At 35.2% G+C, this 18368-nt stretch carries 18 protein-coding genes and 2 pseudogenes; 10 read left to right on the top strand and 10 right to left on the bottom strand.

Annotated elements, in window-relative coordinates; all coding sequences use genetic code 11:
* The 3 genes and pseudogenes from AC1DS7_RS24245 to AC1DS7_RS24235 all read right to left on the bottom strand — a co-directional run.
* On the bottom strand, positions 1 to 159 hold a 159-nt coding region (locus AC1DS7_RS24245), incomplete at its 3' end, for a transposase (protein WP_476999251.1).
* A gap of 166 nt (positions 160 to 325) precedes the next feature.
* Positions 326 to 580 carry a YbeF family protein gene (locus tag AC1DS7_RS24240; protein WP_002033769.1) on the bottom strand — a complete coding sequence of 85 codons (255 nt, stop codon included), beginning with the start codon at positions 578 to 580 and terminating at the stop codon, positions 326 to 328.
* Between the two features lie 166 nt (positions 581 to 746).
* Positions 747 to 1642 (bottom strand): annotated as a pseudogene (locus AC1DS7_RS24235) (hypothetical protein); the annotation flags it as partial.
* 51 nt (positions 1643 to 1693) lie between these two features.
* Between AC1DS7_RS24235 and AC1DS7_RS24230 the strand changes: the two are divergent.
* The gene (locus AC1DS7_RS24230) at positions 1694 to 3214 is read left to right on the top strand and encodes a recombinase family protein (RefSeq protein WP_476999250.1); all 1521 of its coding nucleotides are present in this window, start codon (positions 1694 to 1696) and stop codon (positions 3212 to 3214) included.
* On the opposite strand, the gene AC1DS7_RS24225 is transcribed toward AC1DS7_RS24230, so the two are convergent.
* Positions 3211 to 3336 carry a hypothetical protein gene (locus AC1DS7_RS24225; RefSeq protein ID WP_000792136.1) on the bottom strand — a complete coding sequence of 42 codons (126 nt, stop codon included), beginning with the start codon at positions 3334 to 3336 and terminating at the stop codon, positions 3211 to 3213. The two genes, AC1DS7_RS24230 and AC1DS7_RS24225, sit on opposite strands and share 4 nt — an antisense overlap.
* 219 nt (positions 3337 to 3555) lie before the next feature.
* Positions 3556 to 4149: a hypothetical protein gene (locus AC1DS7_RS24220; protein WP_476999249.1), complete on the bottom strand. Its 594-nt coding sequence runs from the start codon at positions 4147 to 4149 to the stop codon at positions 3556 to 3558.
* A gap of 563 nt (positions 4150 to 4712) precedes the next feature.
* Between AC1DS7_RS24220 and AC1DS7_RS24215 the strand changes: the two genes are divergently transcribed.
* Both AC1DS7_RS24215 and AC1DS7_RS24210 read left to right on the top strand, forming a co-directional pair.
* Complete coding sequence (locus AC1DS7_RS24215; protein ID WP_215588459.1) at positions 4713 to 5177, top strand: hypothetical protein; 465 nt, start codon at positions 4713 to 4715, stop codon at positions 5175 to 5177.
* Positions 5178 to 5372: 195 nt separating this feature from the next.
* Entirely contained in the window at positions 5373 to 5927 is a 555-nt protein-coding gene (locus AC1DS7_RS24210; RefSeq protein WP_476999248.1) for a recombinase family protein, read from the top strand.
* A 420-nt stretch (positions 5928 to 6347) separates the two neighbouring features.
* Here the strand turns inward: AC1DS7_RS24210 and AC1DS7_RS24205 are convergent, their stop codons facing one another.
* The gene (locus AC1DS7_RS24205; RefSeq protein WP_476999247.1) at positions 6348 to 6962 is read right to left on the bottom strand and encodes a helix-turn-helix domain-containing protein; all 615 of its coding nucleotides are present in this window, start codon (positions 6960 to 6962) and stop codon (positions 6348 to 6350) included.
* Positions 6963 to 7100: 138 nt separating this feature from the next.
* Positions 7101 to 7592: pseudogene (locus AC1DS7_RS24200) on the bottom strand (hypothetical protein); the annotation flags it as partial.
* A 166-nt stretch (positions 7593 to 7758) separates the two neighbouring features.
* Between AC1DS7_RS24200 and AC1DS7_RS24195 the strand changes: the two are divergent.
* Entirely contained in the window at positions 7759 to 8124 is a 366-nt protein-coding gene (locus AC1DS7_RS24195) for a YoqO family protein (RefSeq protein WP_016100706.1), read from the top strand.
* A 15-nt stretch (positions 8125 to 8139) separates the two neighbouring features.
* Positions 8140 to 8508, top strand: a complete 369-nt coding sequence (locus AC1DS7_RS24190; protein WP_016100707.1) for a YoqO family protein — start codon at positions 8140 to 8142, stop codon at positions 8506 to 8508.
* Positions 8509 to 8540: 32 nt separating this feature from the next.
* Here AC1DS7_RS24190 and AC1DS7_RS24185 read toward each other — a convergent pair whose 3' ends face one another.
* Complete coding sequence (locus AC1DS7_RS24185; protein ID WP_002066772.1) at positions 8541 to 9065, bottom strand: DinB family protein; 525 nt, start codon at positions 9063 to 9065, stop codon at positions 8541 to 8543.
* Positions 9066 to 9150: 85 nt separating this feature from the next.
* Positions 9151 to 10221, bottom strand: a complete 1071-nt coding sequence (locus AC1DS7_RS24180; protein ID WP_016100708.1) for a M24 family metallopeptidase — start codon at positions 10219 to 10221, stop codon at positions 9151 to 9153.
* 449 nt (positions 10222 to 10670) lie between these two features.
* Here AC1DS7_RS24180 and AC1DS7_RS24175 point away from each other — a divergent pair, with 449 nt between their 5' ends.
* Entirely contained in the window at positions 10671 to 11852 is a 1182-nt protein-coding gene (locus AC1DS7_RS24175; protein ID WP_016100709.1) for a lysozyme inhibitor LprI family protein, read from the top strand.
* Between the two features lie 40 nt (positions 11853 to 11892).
* Here the strand turns inward: AC1DS7_RS24175 and AC1DS7_RS24170 are convergent, their stop codons facing one another.
* Positions 11893 to 13602: an Rqc2 family fibronectin-binding protein gene (locus tag AC1DS7_RS24170; protein ID WP_002128838.1), complete on the bottom strand. Its 1710-nt coding sequence runs from the start codon at positions 13600 to 13602 to the stop codon at positions 11893 to 11895.
* Between the two features lie 105 nt (positions 13603 to 13707).
* On the opposite strand from AC1DS7_RS24170, the gene AC1DS7_RS24165 reads away from it, so the two are divergent.
* From AC1DS7_RS24165 to gmk, 4 genes are all read left to right on the top strand, one after another.
* Positions 13708 to 16431 (top strand): calcium-translocating P-type ATPase, SERCA-type, encoded by a 2724-nt coding sequence (locus AC1DS7_RS24165; protein ID WP_002014490.1) that lies wholly within the window; start codon positions 13708 to 13710, stop codon positions 16429 to 16431.
* Positions 16432 to 16530: 99 nt separating this feature from the next.
* Positions 16531 to 17406 (top strand): YicC/YloC family endoribonuclease, encoded by an 876-nt coding sequence (locus AC1DS7_RS24160; protein ID WP_002088227.1) that lies wholly within the window; start codon positions 16531 to 16533, stop codon positions 17404 to 17406.
* Positions 17407 to 17473: 67 nt separating this feature from the next.
* A complete protein-coding gene (gene remA, locus AC1DS7_RS24155) occupies positions 17474 to 17737 on the top strand; it encodes an extracellular matrix/biofilm regulator RemA (RefSeq protein WP_001251456.1) in 264 nt (87 codons plus the stop codon).
* Between the two features lie 13 nt (positions 17738 to 17750).
* Complete coding sequence (gmk, locus tag AC1DS7_RS24150; protein WP_002014492.1) at positions 17751 to 18368, top strand: guanylate kinase; 618 nt, start codon at positions 17751 to 17753, stop codon at positions 18366 to 18368.

Genomic DNA, 18368 nt, shown 5'->3' with positions numbered 1-18368 from the left:
GATTCCTTCAGCTTCAAAGTGTTTCACCCAACGACTTACAACCGAGTGATGAATACCTAATTCTTTCGCAATGGTTTTATAGCTCATGCCTTCTTTTAAGTATAAATCTATAGCTTGTTTCTTAAATTCTACATCGTAAGTGACTCTAATTTTTCCCATGAAAAAATCCCCTCCATAGTAAACAGGTTAATGTGCTTTCTTTTTCCTGTCTACTATAAGGGGATCATATCAGGAACGTGGTCGTCTTTTTTATATCATTGCTAAAATTTTATGTAAAGTTCCATCGATATCAAAGAAAATCATATTACAATCTCCTCACTAATAACTACTTATTGTTTTCTGCAACTTCATATCCTCTCACAAACAATAGAGTCATATAAGAAATAATAAATGAGAAGATACTATACATACCGACCCAAAAGAAAAACTTTGGAGGGAAGGCGATAGCACCTACTATTAAAAAACTAGCAAACGTTACAATTGGCATTACATAGTACGTTCTCGTTCTACGTGTTCCAATAACAGAAACGATAAAGATAAGTAATGGACAAATTAATAAGACAAAAATCAATTCATTCATAGTTATGTCCCCTTTTCTAATTGAAGTAATCTGTTTCTCGTAAACGTTTTGAAATAAATACTCTCCTAATATAACTTCGCTAACATATACATAATCCCTTTTGAAAGTCAGTAATAAATGATTGATTTCACAATGAAAAACGTAAGCAAGAGAATACTCGCTTACGCTATAGAATAAACATCGCAACGATCGTGGTGACGATTAAGCCAATCACAACTGGTAAAAAGTTTCGGCGCGCAAGTTCAAACGGATCTACTTTGCATATGGCAGCGGCAGGAATAAGCGCCCAAGGAATTAAAGTGCCACCGCCAGTCCAGATTGCTGCAATTTGCCCAAGTGCTGTTAATGTAGCTGTTCCATGCCCAAGTGCTGTTCCGAAAAGATTGGCAATCGAACCAGCAAGTGATATACCGGAAAAGCCAGATCCATCTAAGCCTGTTATGACACCAACGATAGTTAATGTTCCTGCCGATACATATTGGTTTAAAGGAACAATTTGAGATAAGGCGATTCCTAAGTCGTTAATGATTCCATGTGAACCTTTCGGTAAATAGTCCCCGATAATTTTCACAAAGCCGCTATCTCCTAAATAAAAGAGTGCAGCAATTGGGATAACTGGACCAAAGATTTTAAATCCAAATTGGAGCCCTTCTATAAAATAATCGGTCGTTTTATTCAGTCCATTACCTTTGTAGGCGATGAGAGAAATATAATAACAGTCGTCCCGCCGATAAGTGCAGTTGCATCGCTTCCTTGTAGTTTAAATTGAATCATGCAAAGAATATCTATGGCATATACGATCGGAATACAAATAGCGATCCATTTTTTTGTCTGAGGAGATAATGAAGTGAGCGTTTTAGAAGACTCAGTTGATGGAATAGATTCTTGTATAGATAAGCCTGTATGAAATTCTTTTCGTAAGAAGAAAAATGCGACGGAAGTTGTCACAATACCCATAACGATAACGAGGGGCACACTTGCTGAAACAACGCTGGAAACAGGAAGACCAGCAGCATCTGCAGTTAATTTCGGTGCACCTTGAATAACGAAGTCACCAGATAAAGTATGATATTATAATGTATATAAATACTTATTAAATGAGGTGAAACGCAATTGTATAAACCGTTCTCACAGGCAGACTATAAGCCCTCTGATAAGCCTAAAGCACTGTATATAAGGAAGTCTAAGAAGAGTCAAGGCAAGACTGAGATAGAAACAATTGAAAGCCATTTAAAGCGTTTAACGGACTTCTGCAAAGATCAAGGCTGGAACAACTACGTGATTTATAATGATTATGTTGCAAAGTCAACGGACATAAACAGAATTGAATACAATAAAATGCTGAATTCTTGTTTAGATGGAAAGCACGATTTAATCGTTGTTGTGGAAGAATCAAGGTTATATCGTACAGTAAATGAACAGACGAATGTGTATGAAGAATTAAAGGGAACGGACATAGCTATCCTTTCCATACGTGAAGGCTACATCTTCCCTAATGATAGAAATCAGTTTCTAACTAATATCATTCGTGGTGCTATGAATCAGCAAGAACTTGAAAACTTTGCTTATAGGATGAATGTAAAGGTTTTAGCAAGTGCGAAGGAAGGTAAATATGTCAATAAGCTACCTTTCGGTTATTTCAAAGATAAGGACAAACTGACACCACATCCTATTGAAAGCAAGACGTTTAGGTTTATTGTAGACAAAGTATTAGAAGGATATGTAATAGCTGAAATCATTGGGCAACTTAACCAACTAGGATATACCACAAAGTCTAATAAGAAATGGAAAGACGTAGGTACAATTACAAGGATGTTGGCTAATCGTGTTTACTTAGGTGAAAGCCACTATTACAGTAAGATGTTTGATGAAGATGTTATAGTGCGTGATACACATCCAGCATTATTAACTATTGAAGAATTTCAAAAAATAAGTAACATGATTCGTTCACGTAGCAGGAATCCACAAGGTATCAGGTACACTCAAATCAATACAGTGCTGGATAGATTAGTTGTATGTGGAATGTGTGGTAATAGGTTACCAATTCATAAATCATGGACTAATAAAGAAGGGGTTACATCTTATCAGGTGGGTAAATGCCAAAAGGTTATGGGTGAATACAATGAGAAGAAATGTCCTAATAAATCGATTTCATTGAAGGAACTACTTCCCCACTTTTATATTGCTATTGAAAGCTATAAGGATTCATTAAGAGAAGAAATAGAAAGTGTGGAAATAGATACAACCAGTGATATGAAAATTAAAGTCATGGAACAAATAAAGGATATATCAAAACGTATAGCTGAAATACATACTGAAATACAAAACGCTAAAAGCTATTTAATTAAAGGAGTTTTATCTGAAGCAGATTATGTAGGATTAGTACCACCCTTAGAGAAGGATTTAAAGGATTTAAATGTGGCACTAGAAGATAATGAACGACTACTTGCTAGTTTGACTGACTATGATAGAAGTGCAGTTATTCAAAACGCTGTTGATTCGCTAATTAACATTGAAAACGAAAGCATTGAAAATCAGAATAGGGTATATAGACTACTGTTTGAACATCTAGAACTTGTAAATACAGTGAATGAATTTGAAATAAGATTAAAAGAAAAAGACGTCTCCAATTAGGAAACGTCTTTCTTTGTTTCTATGTTAGGCTGAGATAATTTCACGATTGTTTCAGCTACTTGTTTATAGTTAGGATTAGTGGCTTTAATTATGGTTACTTTAGGTATACGTTTATTTTTCATAAACACATCACCCCATGTAAGCCATGGTATTCAGATTGATTCTTTTTGTTACTTAATAATCCATTATTTCCTTCCGTTTTTCTACTTCTATTTACATCTTTCATCTGTACTAGCACCTCATTGAATTTGTGTTTTCATAGAGGTACTTGCAAATACAGATTGAAATAGGACATTGATTTGAAAATAAATTTTAAAAACTTACTTTAATCACCTATTAGCTTAAGAAGGATTATTGATTTCTTGCAACAATAATTCTAAATCAAATTTTAAGTTACTTCTTGTCTCTGTATCAAATTCTCCTTGTACTTCTTGTATAGGGTATTTTTGTTTATGGATTATATAATGTTTCAGTCTTAAAAAAGTGGTTAAAGGAAAATCAAAATCACACCACTCTTCTCTGTAACCAATTATTCCGTGTCTTTTTATTAGTGTATCTATTTCTTTTAACACAATCATAATAAAATCATCATAAGGGTATTCCGTTTTTATTAGTGTTTTAGCTTTGTCTTTACTAAATTCATCTTCATAATACACGGCTTTTATGTTCAGTATCTTATTTTCTTTTAATTCGAAAGACCAAATAATTCCCTCTGGTTCACCCGCCCATTCACACTCAGTTTCTTTTCTTATCTCATCTTTCGGTACACAAAAAGGGTTTAAAAGCATTAGTGACTCTAGAAAATCATATAAACAATCTGTTAAATAACTTGCTGTAAATTCTAATTTCTGTCCGTTAACTTCAACAATACAAGTAGCCCATCCAATTCCACTAAGATAATATTTAAACTTCACTTCCATCTCACCTACTTCCATAGTTATCACTATTCCTTGTTCAACTAAACTACAACGTTAGTTTAATTATAGGGTAACCACCCTATTAAGCAAAAGTTAATCGCCTCAGAATCGTTCACAGGGAACACTATTAGCCCCAAAAACATCTGAAAATTACGGTGTATATTCGGTAACCACTAGACAGCCCATATACAGGGGGTCGCCCCCATAGGGTGGGGGTATCTAAATATATAAAAATTAAGGGCGTCGCAACTGTCCTCACATAACGTCCTCGCTGATCTCCTTCATTACTCATTCATTGATTACTTATTTCTTGTTCTTTCTTTATCATTTGTTTGTTCTTCTTTCCTTGCTGTTGTCCTCGCTATCCTGTCATTGCCTTACTGTATGCCATGCCCTATCACTCAGCCCTACCTAGTAGCGTTACTATACCGTCCTATCAATCCCCATTTGATAGAGAGTTATGATTGAGGTAGACCTCTTTATCACCGATTGGTGTCATAACTTAAGTTGTGGAATGATCTCCTTTCCAACGGAGAGGTTGAAAAAGGTGGTATTATAGAAAATAAAAAGGACTGAAAAAAATGCCAAAGTACATATCAGAAAATTGTTTTGAAAATATTGAGTCGCAGTCCATTTATATAGAAGAAGCCAAAGTTGAAAACCATAATCTCCATTTAACATTTGAGAGTATGCTGATTACAAAAGAACACCCCCTAAATCCATTTGACACTGAATGGGAAACAAATGAAGTTGTATTAGTTTTTTATGACTTCAAGGTAATAGAATCAGGTTATTATGATTGTTCAAATGTCCAAAAACAATTTATAGATTTTCATAAAGATTGTGCCTATGTTGCAATTCCACTATTAAACTTAATTAACGACTTCACAATTGTTGCTGAAGATAGAAAAAATAGAAATGAATCATTTTTTGAACAGACATTTGAGGGATGGGCTTGGAATTTCGGAGAAGATACTTGGGGTTATTTCACTCTTCAGTATAAACGAATGGAAATGATGTGGGATTCTTTCTATAACGAGAGATAAATACAATCACACTTCTTCAACAAATGGGGACTTCAATTCAAGAACAGGACTGTCAGCAGACGGTCTTTTTTAACGCTTATAAGTGTCATAACTTAATAGTATTGACACCGTAAAGTCATTGCAGTATTATCAAGGTATCAATAAGTGTCATAACTTAGTGTCATAAATGAACCGTAAAAAAGGGGATAATACATAATGAAATACGGATACGCACGAGTAAGTACGGTGTCACAGGAATTAGATGTACAATTAACAGCATTAGAAAATGAAGGCTGTGACAATATTTATTCAGAGAAGTTTACAGGAACTAAATCAGATAGACCACAATTACAAGAAGTTCTTTCAATCCTAAAAGAAGGTGATACATTAGTTGTCACTAAACTAGATAGATTAGCAAGAAACACTGTTGAGGGAATCGAGATCGTAAAAGGACTATTTTCTAAAGGTGTAAGAGTTCATGTTTTAAATGTGGGGCTATTAGAAGATACGACAATGGGTAGATTCTTCTTAACTACCTTACTAGCAGTGGCAGAAATGGAGAGAAACTTAATTGTAGAACGTACTCAGGAAGGCAAAGCCATTGCTAAACAGCGTGACGACTTTAGAGAAGGACGTCCAAATAAATACAGTAAAAAACAGATAGAACATGCTTTAAAGCTATTAGAAACCGAGTCTTACAAAGAAGTAGAAAATAAGACGGGCATTAGTAAAAGTACCTTAATACGTGCAAAACGAAAGGCTAACAGCTAATGCTGGTGGGCTTCTTTTATGTTGGCTGTTCAATTGTGCAGGAAAAACATTTCTGAGTTGGCTGTATAAAGAGGGCATGGAAGTGGAAAAACGTGAGGAATTGCACAAAAATGAACAAGCTAAATATGTCACAAACGTTGCTATCATGCGGATTCCTAGAAAAGACTCGTTGTGCACGGTTCAAATAATGAACGTTAATACTTTCTTTACTTTACTTCATTCTTTTAACAGATTTCTTTTATCCTTTTCATAGTATTTTTTTAGAGAGTATATTTAAGTTTGATTATATAAGTTTGTTTAAAGTAAGTATGTATAACGTTCATAATCCGAACTATCTCAAGTACAATTATTGAACTACTGAGGTTCATTATTTGTACTACTTAATCCCTATTCTTGTGACTTTGAGGTACTTAATTTGTACTACCCTCTTGCCAATAATTCTACTTTCCTAAGCATTTCAATTTCCTCAGGTAAAAGGTCATTATATTCAGAACCAGTTAATTCATTATTCACTGGTTGTTCCACAGTAGAAACAACTTGCCTCGCTTGAATTTGCTGTTCCTGTTGTTTCCTCATTTGCTTATCTTGTAGGTGCTGGTGAAAACGTTCCTTATCCTGATCTGCTATTTTCAGTAACTTATTTTCAAACTCTTTAAATTGTTTAACCTTATCAGGAACACATTTATATAGTTCTTTCTTGTCTAATGGTTTGTACACCACGTAAACGTTATTCCCTCTATTTGTTTTGCTTTTCTGTACTAGTCCAACCTCACCTAATCTTTTAAGGCTGTTGTGAACAGTCGCTTTACCTTTTATACGAGTTTCAATCATTAACCGTTCAATAGTTGGAAAAGCATATCCATAATTTTCATTGTATAGTTGAAGTAATTTCATATAAACAGCTAGATCAGTATGAGTAATCAATCCTAGTTGAATATAATCGAATAATTCCATAGGTACTTGTTCAAAGTTACCTTCAACATTTCCCTTGCATATAATTTCCGTTCCTTTAATCGCTGTTACAGTGTTTGTCATTTTAAATCATCCCTTTTCTACAAGTTTAGTGGTTCAATTTCTGAACCCTACATAAACTTACTTGCAGAATGAGAATGAAATAGGACATGAAAAGTGCAGAATATATCTTTTTAAAAATACTTTATATTAAGAAGTTTTATCTCCAGATAAGGCGATGCCGTGTCCGAATAAGTTCATAGCGATTGCGACTCCAATTGGCGGAAGGCCGACGCGTACAGCGACTGGTAATAAAATGGCCCCCATTAAGGCGACAGCTGGAGAAGGCCAAAAGAAAAAGGAAATTGTCATCATTAAAAGACCGATAATCCAGTAGGCATGTGCAGGTGTACGAATCATCTTTGTAAATGGTGAAATCATCGTATCATTTATGCCGGTATGAACGAGTAGGTTGCTCATTGATACGATAATGGAGATGATTAATATAGTTGGTAATAGTTCGGTAATGGCGTAAATGAAACTTTGAAAGATACCACTAATGGCAAGAGGGATAGAACTTGTAGCGGTTAATGCTAATAAAAAGATAAAAACGATACAAATGATCGTCGTATCTTTTCTAAAAATAAAAAAGGTAATAATAGTGAGTAAACAAAGAACATAGAGAGCATGTAAAAGCGTTAATTCAACTCCCATAACATTCACATCCTTTAGGCATTCGTGTAGTTCATTGTATGGAAGCAGTGAAAGTATGTGAGTATAGGAAAAAGAAAAAAGTGAAATTTCATGTACTGTAATGGTAAGAACAATAAATGGATGTTACAATACAATTAATCCTAAAAATGGAATTAAAGGAGGGCTTATGCGCAAAGAAATTGGATTTTGGGGATTTATCATATCTTGTAGTCTATTAATCATTTTAAATCTGCTTACAAACAATGAATGGATAAGTATCATACCTGTTCTCGGGTTTGTTTTTATACTGTTATATCGTTGGGATGACATGAAACAACATGGTAAGAAAAGTATTGGAATTATGATAGGTATCATTGTTGTTTGTTCATTTGTCGTAGGGGTTATTTTAATAGAGGGCCAAAAGCAAATGGAGAAAATGTCTATTTTTCAAGATTGGATGTCTTCTGCGAAAGGTCTTTATCTTGTAATTGTAGTCGTTATTTTTCTAAGAGTCATGATAAGAATAGCAAGTTACATGTTAAAGGAGAAGTAGAATGGGGGAGTACGAATGAGAGAGAAAATAGGGTATTATGGTGTGTTCGGTTGTTTAATATTATCAGTTATTTCGGGGCAATTTCTTAAAAGTGAATGGGTACCAGTAATATTATGTATAGGAGTATTGATTTTTGCTCCTATGTATCGCTGGGATGAATGGAAAGCATATAGTCGAAAAAAGAAAATTGTTTTCAGCATCGAGTTTGTCATTATAATTAGCACGATTCCGTTTTTGTTATTGAAAGGAAATGAGATAATAGATGGAATTGTAATGTTTCAAGGGTGGTTATTTATTGCGAAATTGCTATATTTAATATGCATTTTAATATCGGTAGCGGTAGTCGCTAAAAAAGTAAACGAAAAGTTATTCGTTAATGAATAAAAGAAAATGCCACCTTATTCGGTGGCATTTTCTTACTTTACTGAATGAGCTTTTTGCATCTTTTTAATTAAACGAATTTGTCCGCGATGGTTGATTTCATCTTCAAATACGTGAAACCATTTAAAGTAGTTATTTGCTGGTTTGTCATGCCAAAAGTCGGTCGTTTTAAATAGCCATTCGTCAGGTAAAGACTGAAATGTTTCGATTGTTTTAGAGCGCACTTCTTGTAACGTATTTATGTAAAATTCTATTGAGTTGCCTTTTATTTTCTCGCGTCCAAGATTTCCTAACTCAACAGCAGGTAACCAACGTTCTAATTCAGCATCTGTTGGTTCACGATCTTCAAAAGTATGAATTTGGTAGTAAAATTCAATAGCAGCCATATGGTACAAAAGCATACCAATTGAATTTGCTTCATCATCATATAAATAATCAAGTTCTTCAATTGTTAAGCCTTCGACAGCCTGCATTGTTGTATAGCGAGCGTAATTCATCATGGAAACAAGTTTTGAAAACTCAACTTGTAAACCATCTACCTTATCGATTACAAAGTTCAATTAAAATTCCCCCTCTTTAAACAATTACTCCAGAGAAGGAATTCTATGTGTAAAGAAAAAACTCCTGTTAAAAAGTTCATGATTTTTAACAAGGGATAACAATTAATTCTCTATTCGCTTTTGTAATAACCTCATAGCCCTCTTTTGTGATGACAATATCATCTTCAATTCTACACCCGCCCCAGTTTGGTATATAAATACCTGGTTCAACTGTAACAACCATACCTTCTTCTAAAGTAGCCTTACTTTCTTGGGATAGACGGAGAGGTTCATGAATTTCTAACCCAAGCCCATGACCAGTAGAGTGGCCGAAATATTGACCGTATCCATGTTCTGTAATGTAATCTCTCGTTATATCATCGATACTTTTCGCCGTTTCTCCAGGTTTAATGGCTGCAGTTCCACGCTTTAATGCTTCTAATACAACATTATATATTTTTTTGAATTCTTCCGATGGTTCGCCAATCGCTACAGTACGTGTTAAATCGGAACAATACCCGTTATAAAGTGCACCGAAATCTAAGGTAACGATATCGCCGTGCTCGATTATTTTATTCGATGCAACGCCATGAGGAAGTGAAGAGCGAACGCCAGAAGCTACAATAATTTGAAATGATGAGGATGTAGCTCCTTTCTTTCGCATGAAAAATTCTAATTCATCTCGGACATCAGTCTCACTTATTCCTGGCTTTAGAAACGTAAGGATGTGGTGAAATGATTCGTCAGCAATATTAGCCGCAATTTTCATTGTTTCTATTTCAGGTGTGTCTTTAATAATGCGAATATCTTCGATGATTTCGCACACTTGCACCATTTCCGCATGTATGTATTTTTGTAAGTTTTTATATTGTTGTAATGTCATGTTATTTTCTTCAATTCCAAGTTTTTGAATGTTTAATTTCGATACTTGATTTGCGATTTCTTTTTCTAGATTTCCTTTATGCATAATAATTTCAGTTTTTTTTATTTGTGATTTCGCTTGATCTACATAGCGAAAATCAGTTATAAAAACCGCTTTATCCGCAGAGATTAAGACGACGCCAGCGCTACCTGTAAAGCCTGTTGCATATTGGCGATTTTCTTTTTTGGTAATAAGTAATCCGTCAATTTCATATTTTTGTAGTTGATTTTGGATTTTAGTAATTCTTAAATTCATGTTAATTTCCCCCTTTTCACAGTATTGAATAAAGCAAATAGCGTGCCAAAAGATAACTTTAGAGAAAGGATAGTGGGGAATATATATAAGGGAAGGTAAAGTAAAGTTCTGTCCGCTATTTGTGGGAAGGACTATTTGAAAACTACGGATTGCTTCAAAATATTAGTGAGCAAATGAAAAGAACATCGAATCGATTTTTTTACACACTGTAAAAAATTTTATACAAGTACGAGAAAATAATGTCAAATTTTTTTGGAATATCGAAGTTAGGAAAGAAAAGGATAAGCGATGTTTAGAGTGTATATTTGAAAATAACATTACATTTATTATTTATTTTAATATAAAAATTAATATATAAATAAAAAATTATTGATACAATAGGTAATTGTTGGGTTTCTCTCGAAGATAGGGATACGTAACGAATAAATAGGATTAAGGAATGTGAGTCTATGAAAAAATTAAGTAAAGTAATGTCATTTTGCTTGGTAGTTAGTATGTTTGTTCTAGCAGGTTGTGAAAAAAGTGAAAACAAAGTTCAAGTAAATGAAAAGATTGAACAGCTTGATGAAGCACCAGAAGTGACAGGAAAAGAAGCGAAAAAGATTGTACGAAAGAGCGTAGATAGGATAGCAAACGCTTTTAGTGAGATGGAAAAAGAAAATGGATGGAGCCGAAATAATCCTGGAGATATGGAGACAGCGAAAAAAGGAGTTAAGGGATTAGTTACAGATAAGTTTGTAGAAAATCAGCTTCCTAAGTCGCTTGACACATTTAATAGGTCTAGAGAGACGGATATGTTGCCATTCCCAATTCATATTGAGCCAGACGTGAGAATAACTTGTTCACAGAAAAATGATGTTTTAAAGATTGAGACGCTTATCCTTGCAAATGATATGGGGAATGAAGCGGAGACGTGGGAATTTGTTTTAGTTTATACCGATGGAAAATGGTTAATGGATAAATGGTCATCAAATACGCCAGTAGATTTAAAGTTAACTAAAGAAGAAGCTAACGAAATTCTTAGAGTTCAAGGTTTCAAGAATGTCTCTTTCGTTAGAGAAGAGAATAGTGGAAATAAGAAATATATTTTTAAAGAAAGTAACGGAGTAGTTGCTGTGGATGCCCAAACATCTGTTATTACTCACAATGTAGATGATGAAGAGCAAGAGAAGGTAACGAAACAGGATTTTATTCAAGAGCAAGAAACAGCTAAGGGAAATGATTCCAGTACGTATACTAGTTCAAAAGAAGAGAAGCAGCCAAAAAAAGAATCTTCTTCAGTATTAGGTAAAACTAAGGCTCTAAATGAGTTAGTTGCTCTAGAAAACGAAGAAAAACATACAAATGCTATGTCAACAAATGACATAGTAAATGAAATAGAAGGAAATTATCAACTATGGGATAATAAACTAAATGAAATTTACAGTACATTAAAAAATACGATGTCAGCTGATGCATTTCAGTCATTAAAAACAAAACAGATTGCATGGGTTAAAGAAAAAGAAAGTAAAGTTATAGCGATTGGTACAGATCCAAATAATGGAACGATGAGACGTATAGAGGCTTCGGAAGAGAAATATAAGATGACAAAAGAAAGATGTTACGAATTAGTTAATGGATATATGAACTAAATTAAAGAATGCGTTGCTAGCAAGCAACGCATTTTTTAATTTACGCTTTTAATTTCATTACTGTATCAGCATCTGGTGTTACATATAATGTTTGTTGATTGTCATATGTAACAAATCCAAGTTTTGCACCGCTCGGTTTTTTGACATGGCGTACCTTTGTGAAATCTACAGGAACAGAACTAGAATCTTTTGCTTTACTGTAATAAGCAGCGATTTTAGCGGCCTCTTGTAAAGTCTCTTCCGTAGGTTCAAGAGAACGAATGACAACGTGGGACCCAGGTATGTCTTTCGTATGTAACCAAATTTCATCACGACGGGAGAATTTCGTTGTTAAATAATCATTTTGCTTATTGTTTTTACCGACGAAAATTTCTGTGCCATCACTAGCTAAATATTTGTCCAATACTGGTTTTGTCGGTTTTTTCTTTGAGTTTTTCTTCTTACGATTACGTACATAACCTTCTTCGGTCAGTTCTTCACGAATCTCTTCAATATCTTTTGAAGAAGCAACCTCCATTTGTTGAAGTAAGCTATCGAAATAAAGAATTTCTTCATTTGTTTTTACGATTTGTTCTTCTACAATAGCAACTGAATTTTTCGCTTTTTGGTACTTTTGGAAATAGCGTTGTGCATTTTCAGATGGTGTTTTTAAAGGATTTAATGTGATTTTTACAGTCCCACCATTTTCGTCGTAATAGTTAACGACTTCTATCTCTTTATCACCTTTTTTCAAAGCGTACATATTGGCTGTAAGTAGCTCTCCAAATAGTTGATATTTATCTGCTTTTCCGGCATCTTGTAATGTTTTTTCTAGTTTAATTAGCTTCTTTTCGTTTTTTGTTTTTTCATTTTGCATAAAGCGTTCTAAATCGTGAGCTTGTTGTTTTACACGATCGCGCTCTGCTTTACCAAAGAAGAAACGATCTAATAATTCACTAACAGATGAAAATGTTTTTTCGTTTCCTTGTAAGTGAGAAAGAGGGAATAGGTAAAAGAACTCTTTTCCATTTGCTGTTATCATTGCTGGCACGTACTGATGTGTTAGCAAAGGTTTTTGCAAGCTGAAGAAAGCTTCAGATAATGCTTTTTCATTTGCCATACCTGCTTTTTTTACAACTTCTTTTGCAAATAATGGGGAAATTCCCATGAATGCTCCGACAAGTTGTTTGTCCATGTTGCCAGATAAAAAGTCTAGCGGTTTAATAAAATCATCTTCTGTTTCGATAAGAAGCGGATTAACTTTATGTTGTGCCGGTGGGGCAACATATTCAGCTCCAGCATATACAGTACGATGTCGGTTTACCGCTAAAGAAACGTGTTTTAAGCTATCTAAAATAACATTTGTTTTCGTATCTACTAAGATAATATTACTGTGTCGTCCCATTATTTCGATTACTAATGTTTTTACTGATTCGTCACCGATTTCATTGCGACTGCGGACTGTAATTTGAATAATACGTTCTAAGTCAATTTGTTCAATTTTTTCAATAAATCCACCTTCTAAATGTTTGCGAAGAAGCATACAAAACATCGGCGGTAGCGCTGGTGAATTGTAGTTTTGATTTGTTAAGTGCATACGCGCATATGTAGGGTGAGATGAAAGAATTAGCTTTTGGTTTTTTCCGTTTGCTCGAATATGTAATAAAACTTCATATTTTGAGGGTTGATATATTTTTGAAATTCTTCCTGTTTGAAGAGAATTTGCAATTTCATGTGTAATTGCTCTTGTAAATAATCCATCGAATGCCATGAATGAACACTCCTTTCTAACTAAAAGTTAATTATAGCATTTTTTTGGACGAGGCTGAATAAGCTTTCATTAGAGTATGTCTGGAATCAGGAGGTCGATGGCAGGATGAACTGGTATGAAATGCGAGCACATGAAGTGGAGGAAAGAACGAATACGAATGTGGAGGTAGGTCTTACAGAGCAAGAAGCAGAGGGACGATTAAAGAAATTTGGTACAAATGAATTGCAAGAAGCAAAGCGGCCTTCTGCGCTTATGGTGTTTTTAGCGCAATTTAAAGATTTTATGGTACTTGTTTTATTTGGTGCTACAATTATTTCAGCTTTTTTAGGAGAGTATATTGATTCGATTGCAATTGTTGCAATTGTTATTATTAATGGTGTCCTCGGTTTCTTCCAAGAGAGGAAAGCTGAAAAATCGTTGGAAGCTTTAAAAGAATTGGCAGCTCCTCAAGTTACTGTACTAAGAAATGGGAAGTGGATAAAAGCGCCGTCAAAAGCACTTGTACTAGGTGATATTATTAAATTTTCTAGTGGTGACCGTATTGGCGCGGATGTTCGCCTTGTGGAATCTTCAAGTTTATATATTGAAGAATCGGCTCTTACAGGAGAGTCATTGCCTGTACAAAAGAAGGTAGATGCGTTACAAGGTCAAGATGTTTCAATTGGTGATCAAAAAAACATGGCATTTATGGGGACGATGATAACGAGAGGTGCTGGAACAGGGGTAGTCGTAGCAACTGGAATGAATACAGCTATGGGGCAAATTGCAAATATGTTGCAAAATGCTGAGCAAATGGAAACGCCATTACAAAGAAGATTAGAACAGCTTGGAAAAATTTTAATTATTGTTGCTCTTATTTTGACGGCTCTTGTTGTACTAGCTGGTGTATATCAAGGGAATGAAGTGTATCACATGTTTTTGGCTGGGGTTTCGCTTGCTGTTGCAGCTATTCCAGAAGGATTGCCAGCTATCGTTACGGTTGCGCTATCACTTGGCGTACAGCGTATGATTAAAAAGAGGGCAATTGTGCGAAAGTTGCCAGCTGTAGAAACGTTAGGCTGTGCTTCTGTTATTTGCTCAGATAAAACAGGAACAATGACACAAAATAAAATGATGGTAACACATATGTGGTCAGGCGGAGAATTGTGGAAAGTAACAGGTCAAGGCTATGAGCCAACAGGTTCGTTTATGAAAGGTGAAGAAGTAATTGACCCTACTAAGACGAAATCACTGTATCAACTACTTACATTTGGCTGTTTATGTAATAATGCGAATGTCATTCAAAAGAAAAAGACGTATGTGTTAGATGGAGATCCAACAGAGGGAGCTCTCGTTGCTGCTGCAATGAAGGCGGGAATATCACGTGAAGCTCTTAAAGGAAAGTTTGAAGTCATTCGTGAATTTCCTTTTGATTCAACTAGAAAAATGATGAGCGTTATCGTTCGTGATCGTGAAGGTAAAAAATTTGTTATTACAAAAGGAGCACCAGATGTTCTTTTGCAAATGAGTCAAACAATTTTGTGGGGAAATAAGCAGCAGCCTTTAAGTGAAATGTATCGAAAAGAAGTGCAGGCAGCGATTCATAGTTTAGGAAGTCAAGCTTTACGAACGATTGCGGTGGCATTTAAACCGCTAAAAGCTACAGATTCAATTGAACATGAAAGAGAAGTCGAGCAGGATTTTATGCTTGTTGGAATACAAGGAATGATAGATCCGCCAAGACTAGAAGTGGCGCAAGCGGTGAAAGAGTGTAAGGAAGCTGGTATTAGAACGGTAATGATTACGGGAGATCATAAAGTGACGGCAATGGCAATTGCGGAACAGCTAGGGGTTTTACCGGCGGGTGGACGCGTTGTTGAAGGTGTAGAACTTGCGAATATGGATGTAGAGGCATTAGAGGATATTGTAGAAGATACGTATGTATTCGCTCGAGTGTCTCCTGAGCATAAATTGAAAATCGTTAAGGCGCTACAAAATAAGGGACATATAGTAGCTATGACAGGTGATGGAGTGAACGATGCTCCAGCTATTAAAACAGCTGATATAGGGATTGCGATGGGAATTACAGGGACAGATGTTGCAAAAGAAGCTTCGTCACTTGTGTTGTTAGATGATAACTTTGCTACGATTAAATCGGCGATTAAAGAAGGTAGAAACATATATGAAAATATTCGGAAGTTTATTCGGTATTTGTTAGCATCTAACGTTGGTGAAATTTTAGTTATGTTATTTGCGATGTTACTTGCACTGCCATTGCCGATGGTTCCAATTCAAATTTTATGGGTGAACTTAGTTACTGACGGTTTACCAGCGATGGCATTAGGTTTGGATAAGGCTGAAGGAGATGTGATGAAGAGAACACCACGCCATCCGAAAGAAGGGGTGTTCGCTAGAGGGCTTGCGTGGAAAATTATAAGTCGTGGTTTTCTAATCGGAGCAGTGACATTAGTAGCGTTTATTATTGCATTTAACCAGCATCCGAATGAATTGAAGTATGCACAAACGGTAGCCTTCGCAACATTAGTACTGGCTCAGCTTATTCATGTATTTGATTGTCGTAGTGAACATTCTATATTTCACCGCAACCCGTTTGGAAATATATATTTAGTAGGGGCGGTTATTATTTCTTTACTGTTAATGCTTGTAGTTATATATTATCCACCATTACAGCCGATTTTTAGCACAATGCCGATACAAGCACGAGATTGGTTGTTAATTGGAGGATTATCATCTATTCCGACCTTCTTATTAGTAGGATCCTTATTAACAAGAAAAAAGGGGAAAAAGAAAAAGCCGCTGTTATATAAGAAGGGATTAAACTTGAAATAGTCAATGATATGAAAATATGATATAATTTACAGAAGGTAGTAGAGCCTTGTCTCTATTGCCTTTTTCATTGAGTTATTTCATGGCTTGGATGTGATAAAGATGATTTGTAGTATGACAGGATTTGGAAGATCGAAGGTAGAAAACGATACTTTTCAAATAACAGTAGAAATGAAGTCGGTGAACCATCGTTTTTTAGAAATGAGTATTCGGCTTCCGAAGCAAATGATGGCGTTTGAAGACAAGATTCGTAAAATAATTGCAAAGCAAGTTCGCCGTGGACGTATTGAAGTGTCTATTAGTATAACAGGCGAAGGGCTTGTTGAAAGAAAATTAACTGTGAATTGGGAACTTCTCAAGCAGTACCAATCCATTATGGAAGATATAAAAGGGAAATTTCAATTACAAGATTCTATTACACTCGGGCAACTAATGGGAATGCCAGAAGTAACGGCAGTTGAAGAAATAGAAAATGTAAATGAACAATTTGAAACCGGTTTATATGAAGCTGTTCGCCAAGCTGCTCATATGTTGAAAACGATGAGAGATGGCGAAGGAGAACGATTACATAAAGATATAGCATATCGTTTGCAAGAGATTCATAATTGTGTAAATGCAATTATTCCACATGCACCAATTGTTACACAAAAATATCGTGAACGATTAGAAAATCGCTTAAAAGAATTACATAATCAAGATTTAGATGAACAACGATTGTTGACAGAAGTAGCAATATTTGCAGAGCGTTCAGATATTCACGAAGAATTAGTTCGATTACAAAGTCATTTAGATCAATTTCGTGAAGCATTGCAAATTACAGAGCCTGTTGGAAGGAAAATGGACTTCATCGTGCAAGAGATGCATAGGGAAGTTAATACGATAGGTTCTAAGGCAAATGACTTAACAATTTCAAAATATGTCGTAGAAATGAAAAATAACCTTGAAAAAATTCGTGAACAAGTACAAAATATTGAGTAGCTTTCAAAAAATATATAAAGTTATACGTGGTGGAGAAATCGGATAGACTTACTAGGAGGCGCAAACTATGGCCATGCGGTTTTTAAATATTGGATACGGAAATATTGTATCTGCTCATCGAATTATTGCTATTGTAAGTCCGGAGTCAGCTCCTATTAAACGGACAGTACAGGAAGCGCGTGAACATAATGCTTTGCTTGATGCTACGTATGGGAGAAAAACAAGGGCGGTTATTGTTATGGATGATGGGCATGTAGTATTAAGTCCAATTCAGCCAGAGACGATTGCACATCGTTTGAATAATAAAGAAGATTTAAGTGAGGAAGGGTAGGTTTTACATATTTATGAGAAGTAGAAGAGGATTGCTCATCGTTCTTTCGGGACCTTCTGGTGTCGGGAAAGGAACGGTTCGAAAAGAGCTGTTTAGCCATGAAGACACACGTTTTCAGTACTCTATTTCAGTAACGACACGTAAACCGCGTGAAGGTGAAGTAGATGGTGTGGATTATTTCTTTAAAGAGAGAGAAGAATTTGAAGAAATGATTCGTAATGAAAAGTTACTTGAATGGGCTGAGTTCGTTGGTAATTATTACGGAACACCGATTGATTATGTTGAAAAAACGTTACAAGAAGGAAAAGATGTGTTCTTAGAAATTGAAGTGCAAGGAGCAATTCAAGTTAAGAAAGCCTTCCCAGCAGGTGTATTTATTTTCTTAGCACCTCCAAGTTTATCTGAACTAAAGAACCGAATTGTCGGCCGTGGTACAGAAACTGAAGATGTTATTGAAAATCGTTTAACTGTAGCGAAAGAAGAAATCGAAATGATGGACGCTTATGACTATGTTGTAGAAAACGATCAAGTTGAATTAGCTTGCGACCGAATTAAAGCAATTGTGGTTGGTGAACATTGCCGCCGCGAAAGAGTGGCAAAATACTATAAAGAAATGACGGAGGGTCTATAA

It is taken from the genome of Bacillus sp. P4_E1, from assembly GCF_056401715.1.
Note: the sequence above shows the minus strand (reverse complement) of the source record. Positions and strands in the feature narration are given on the sequence as shown.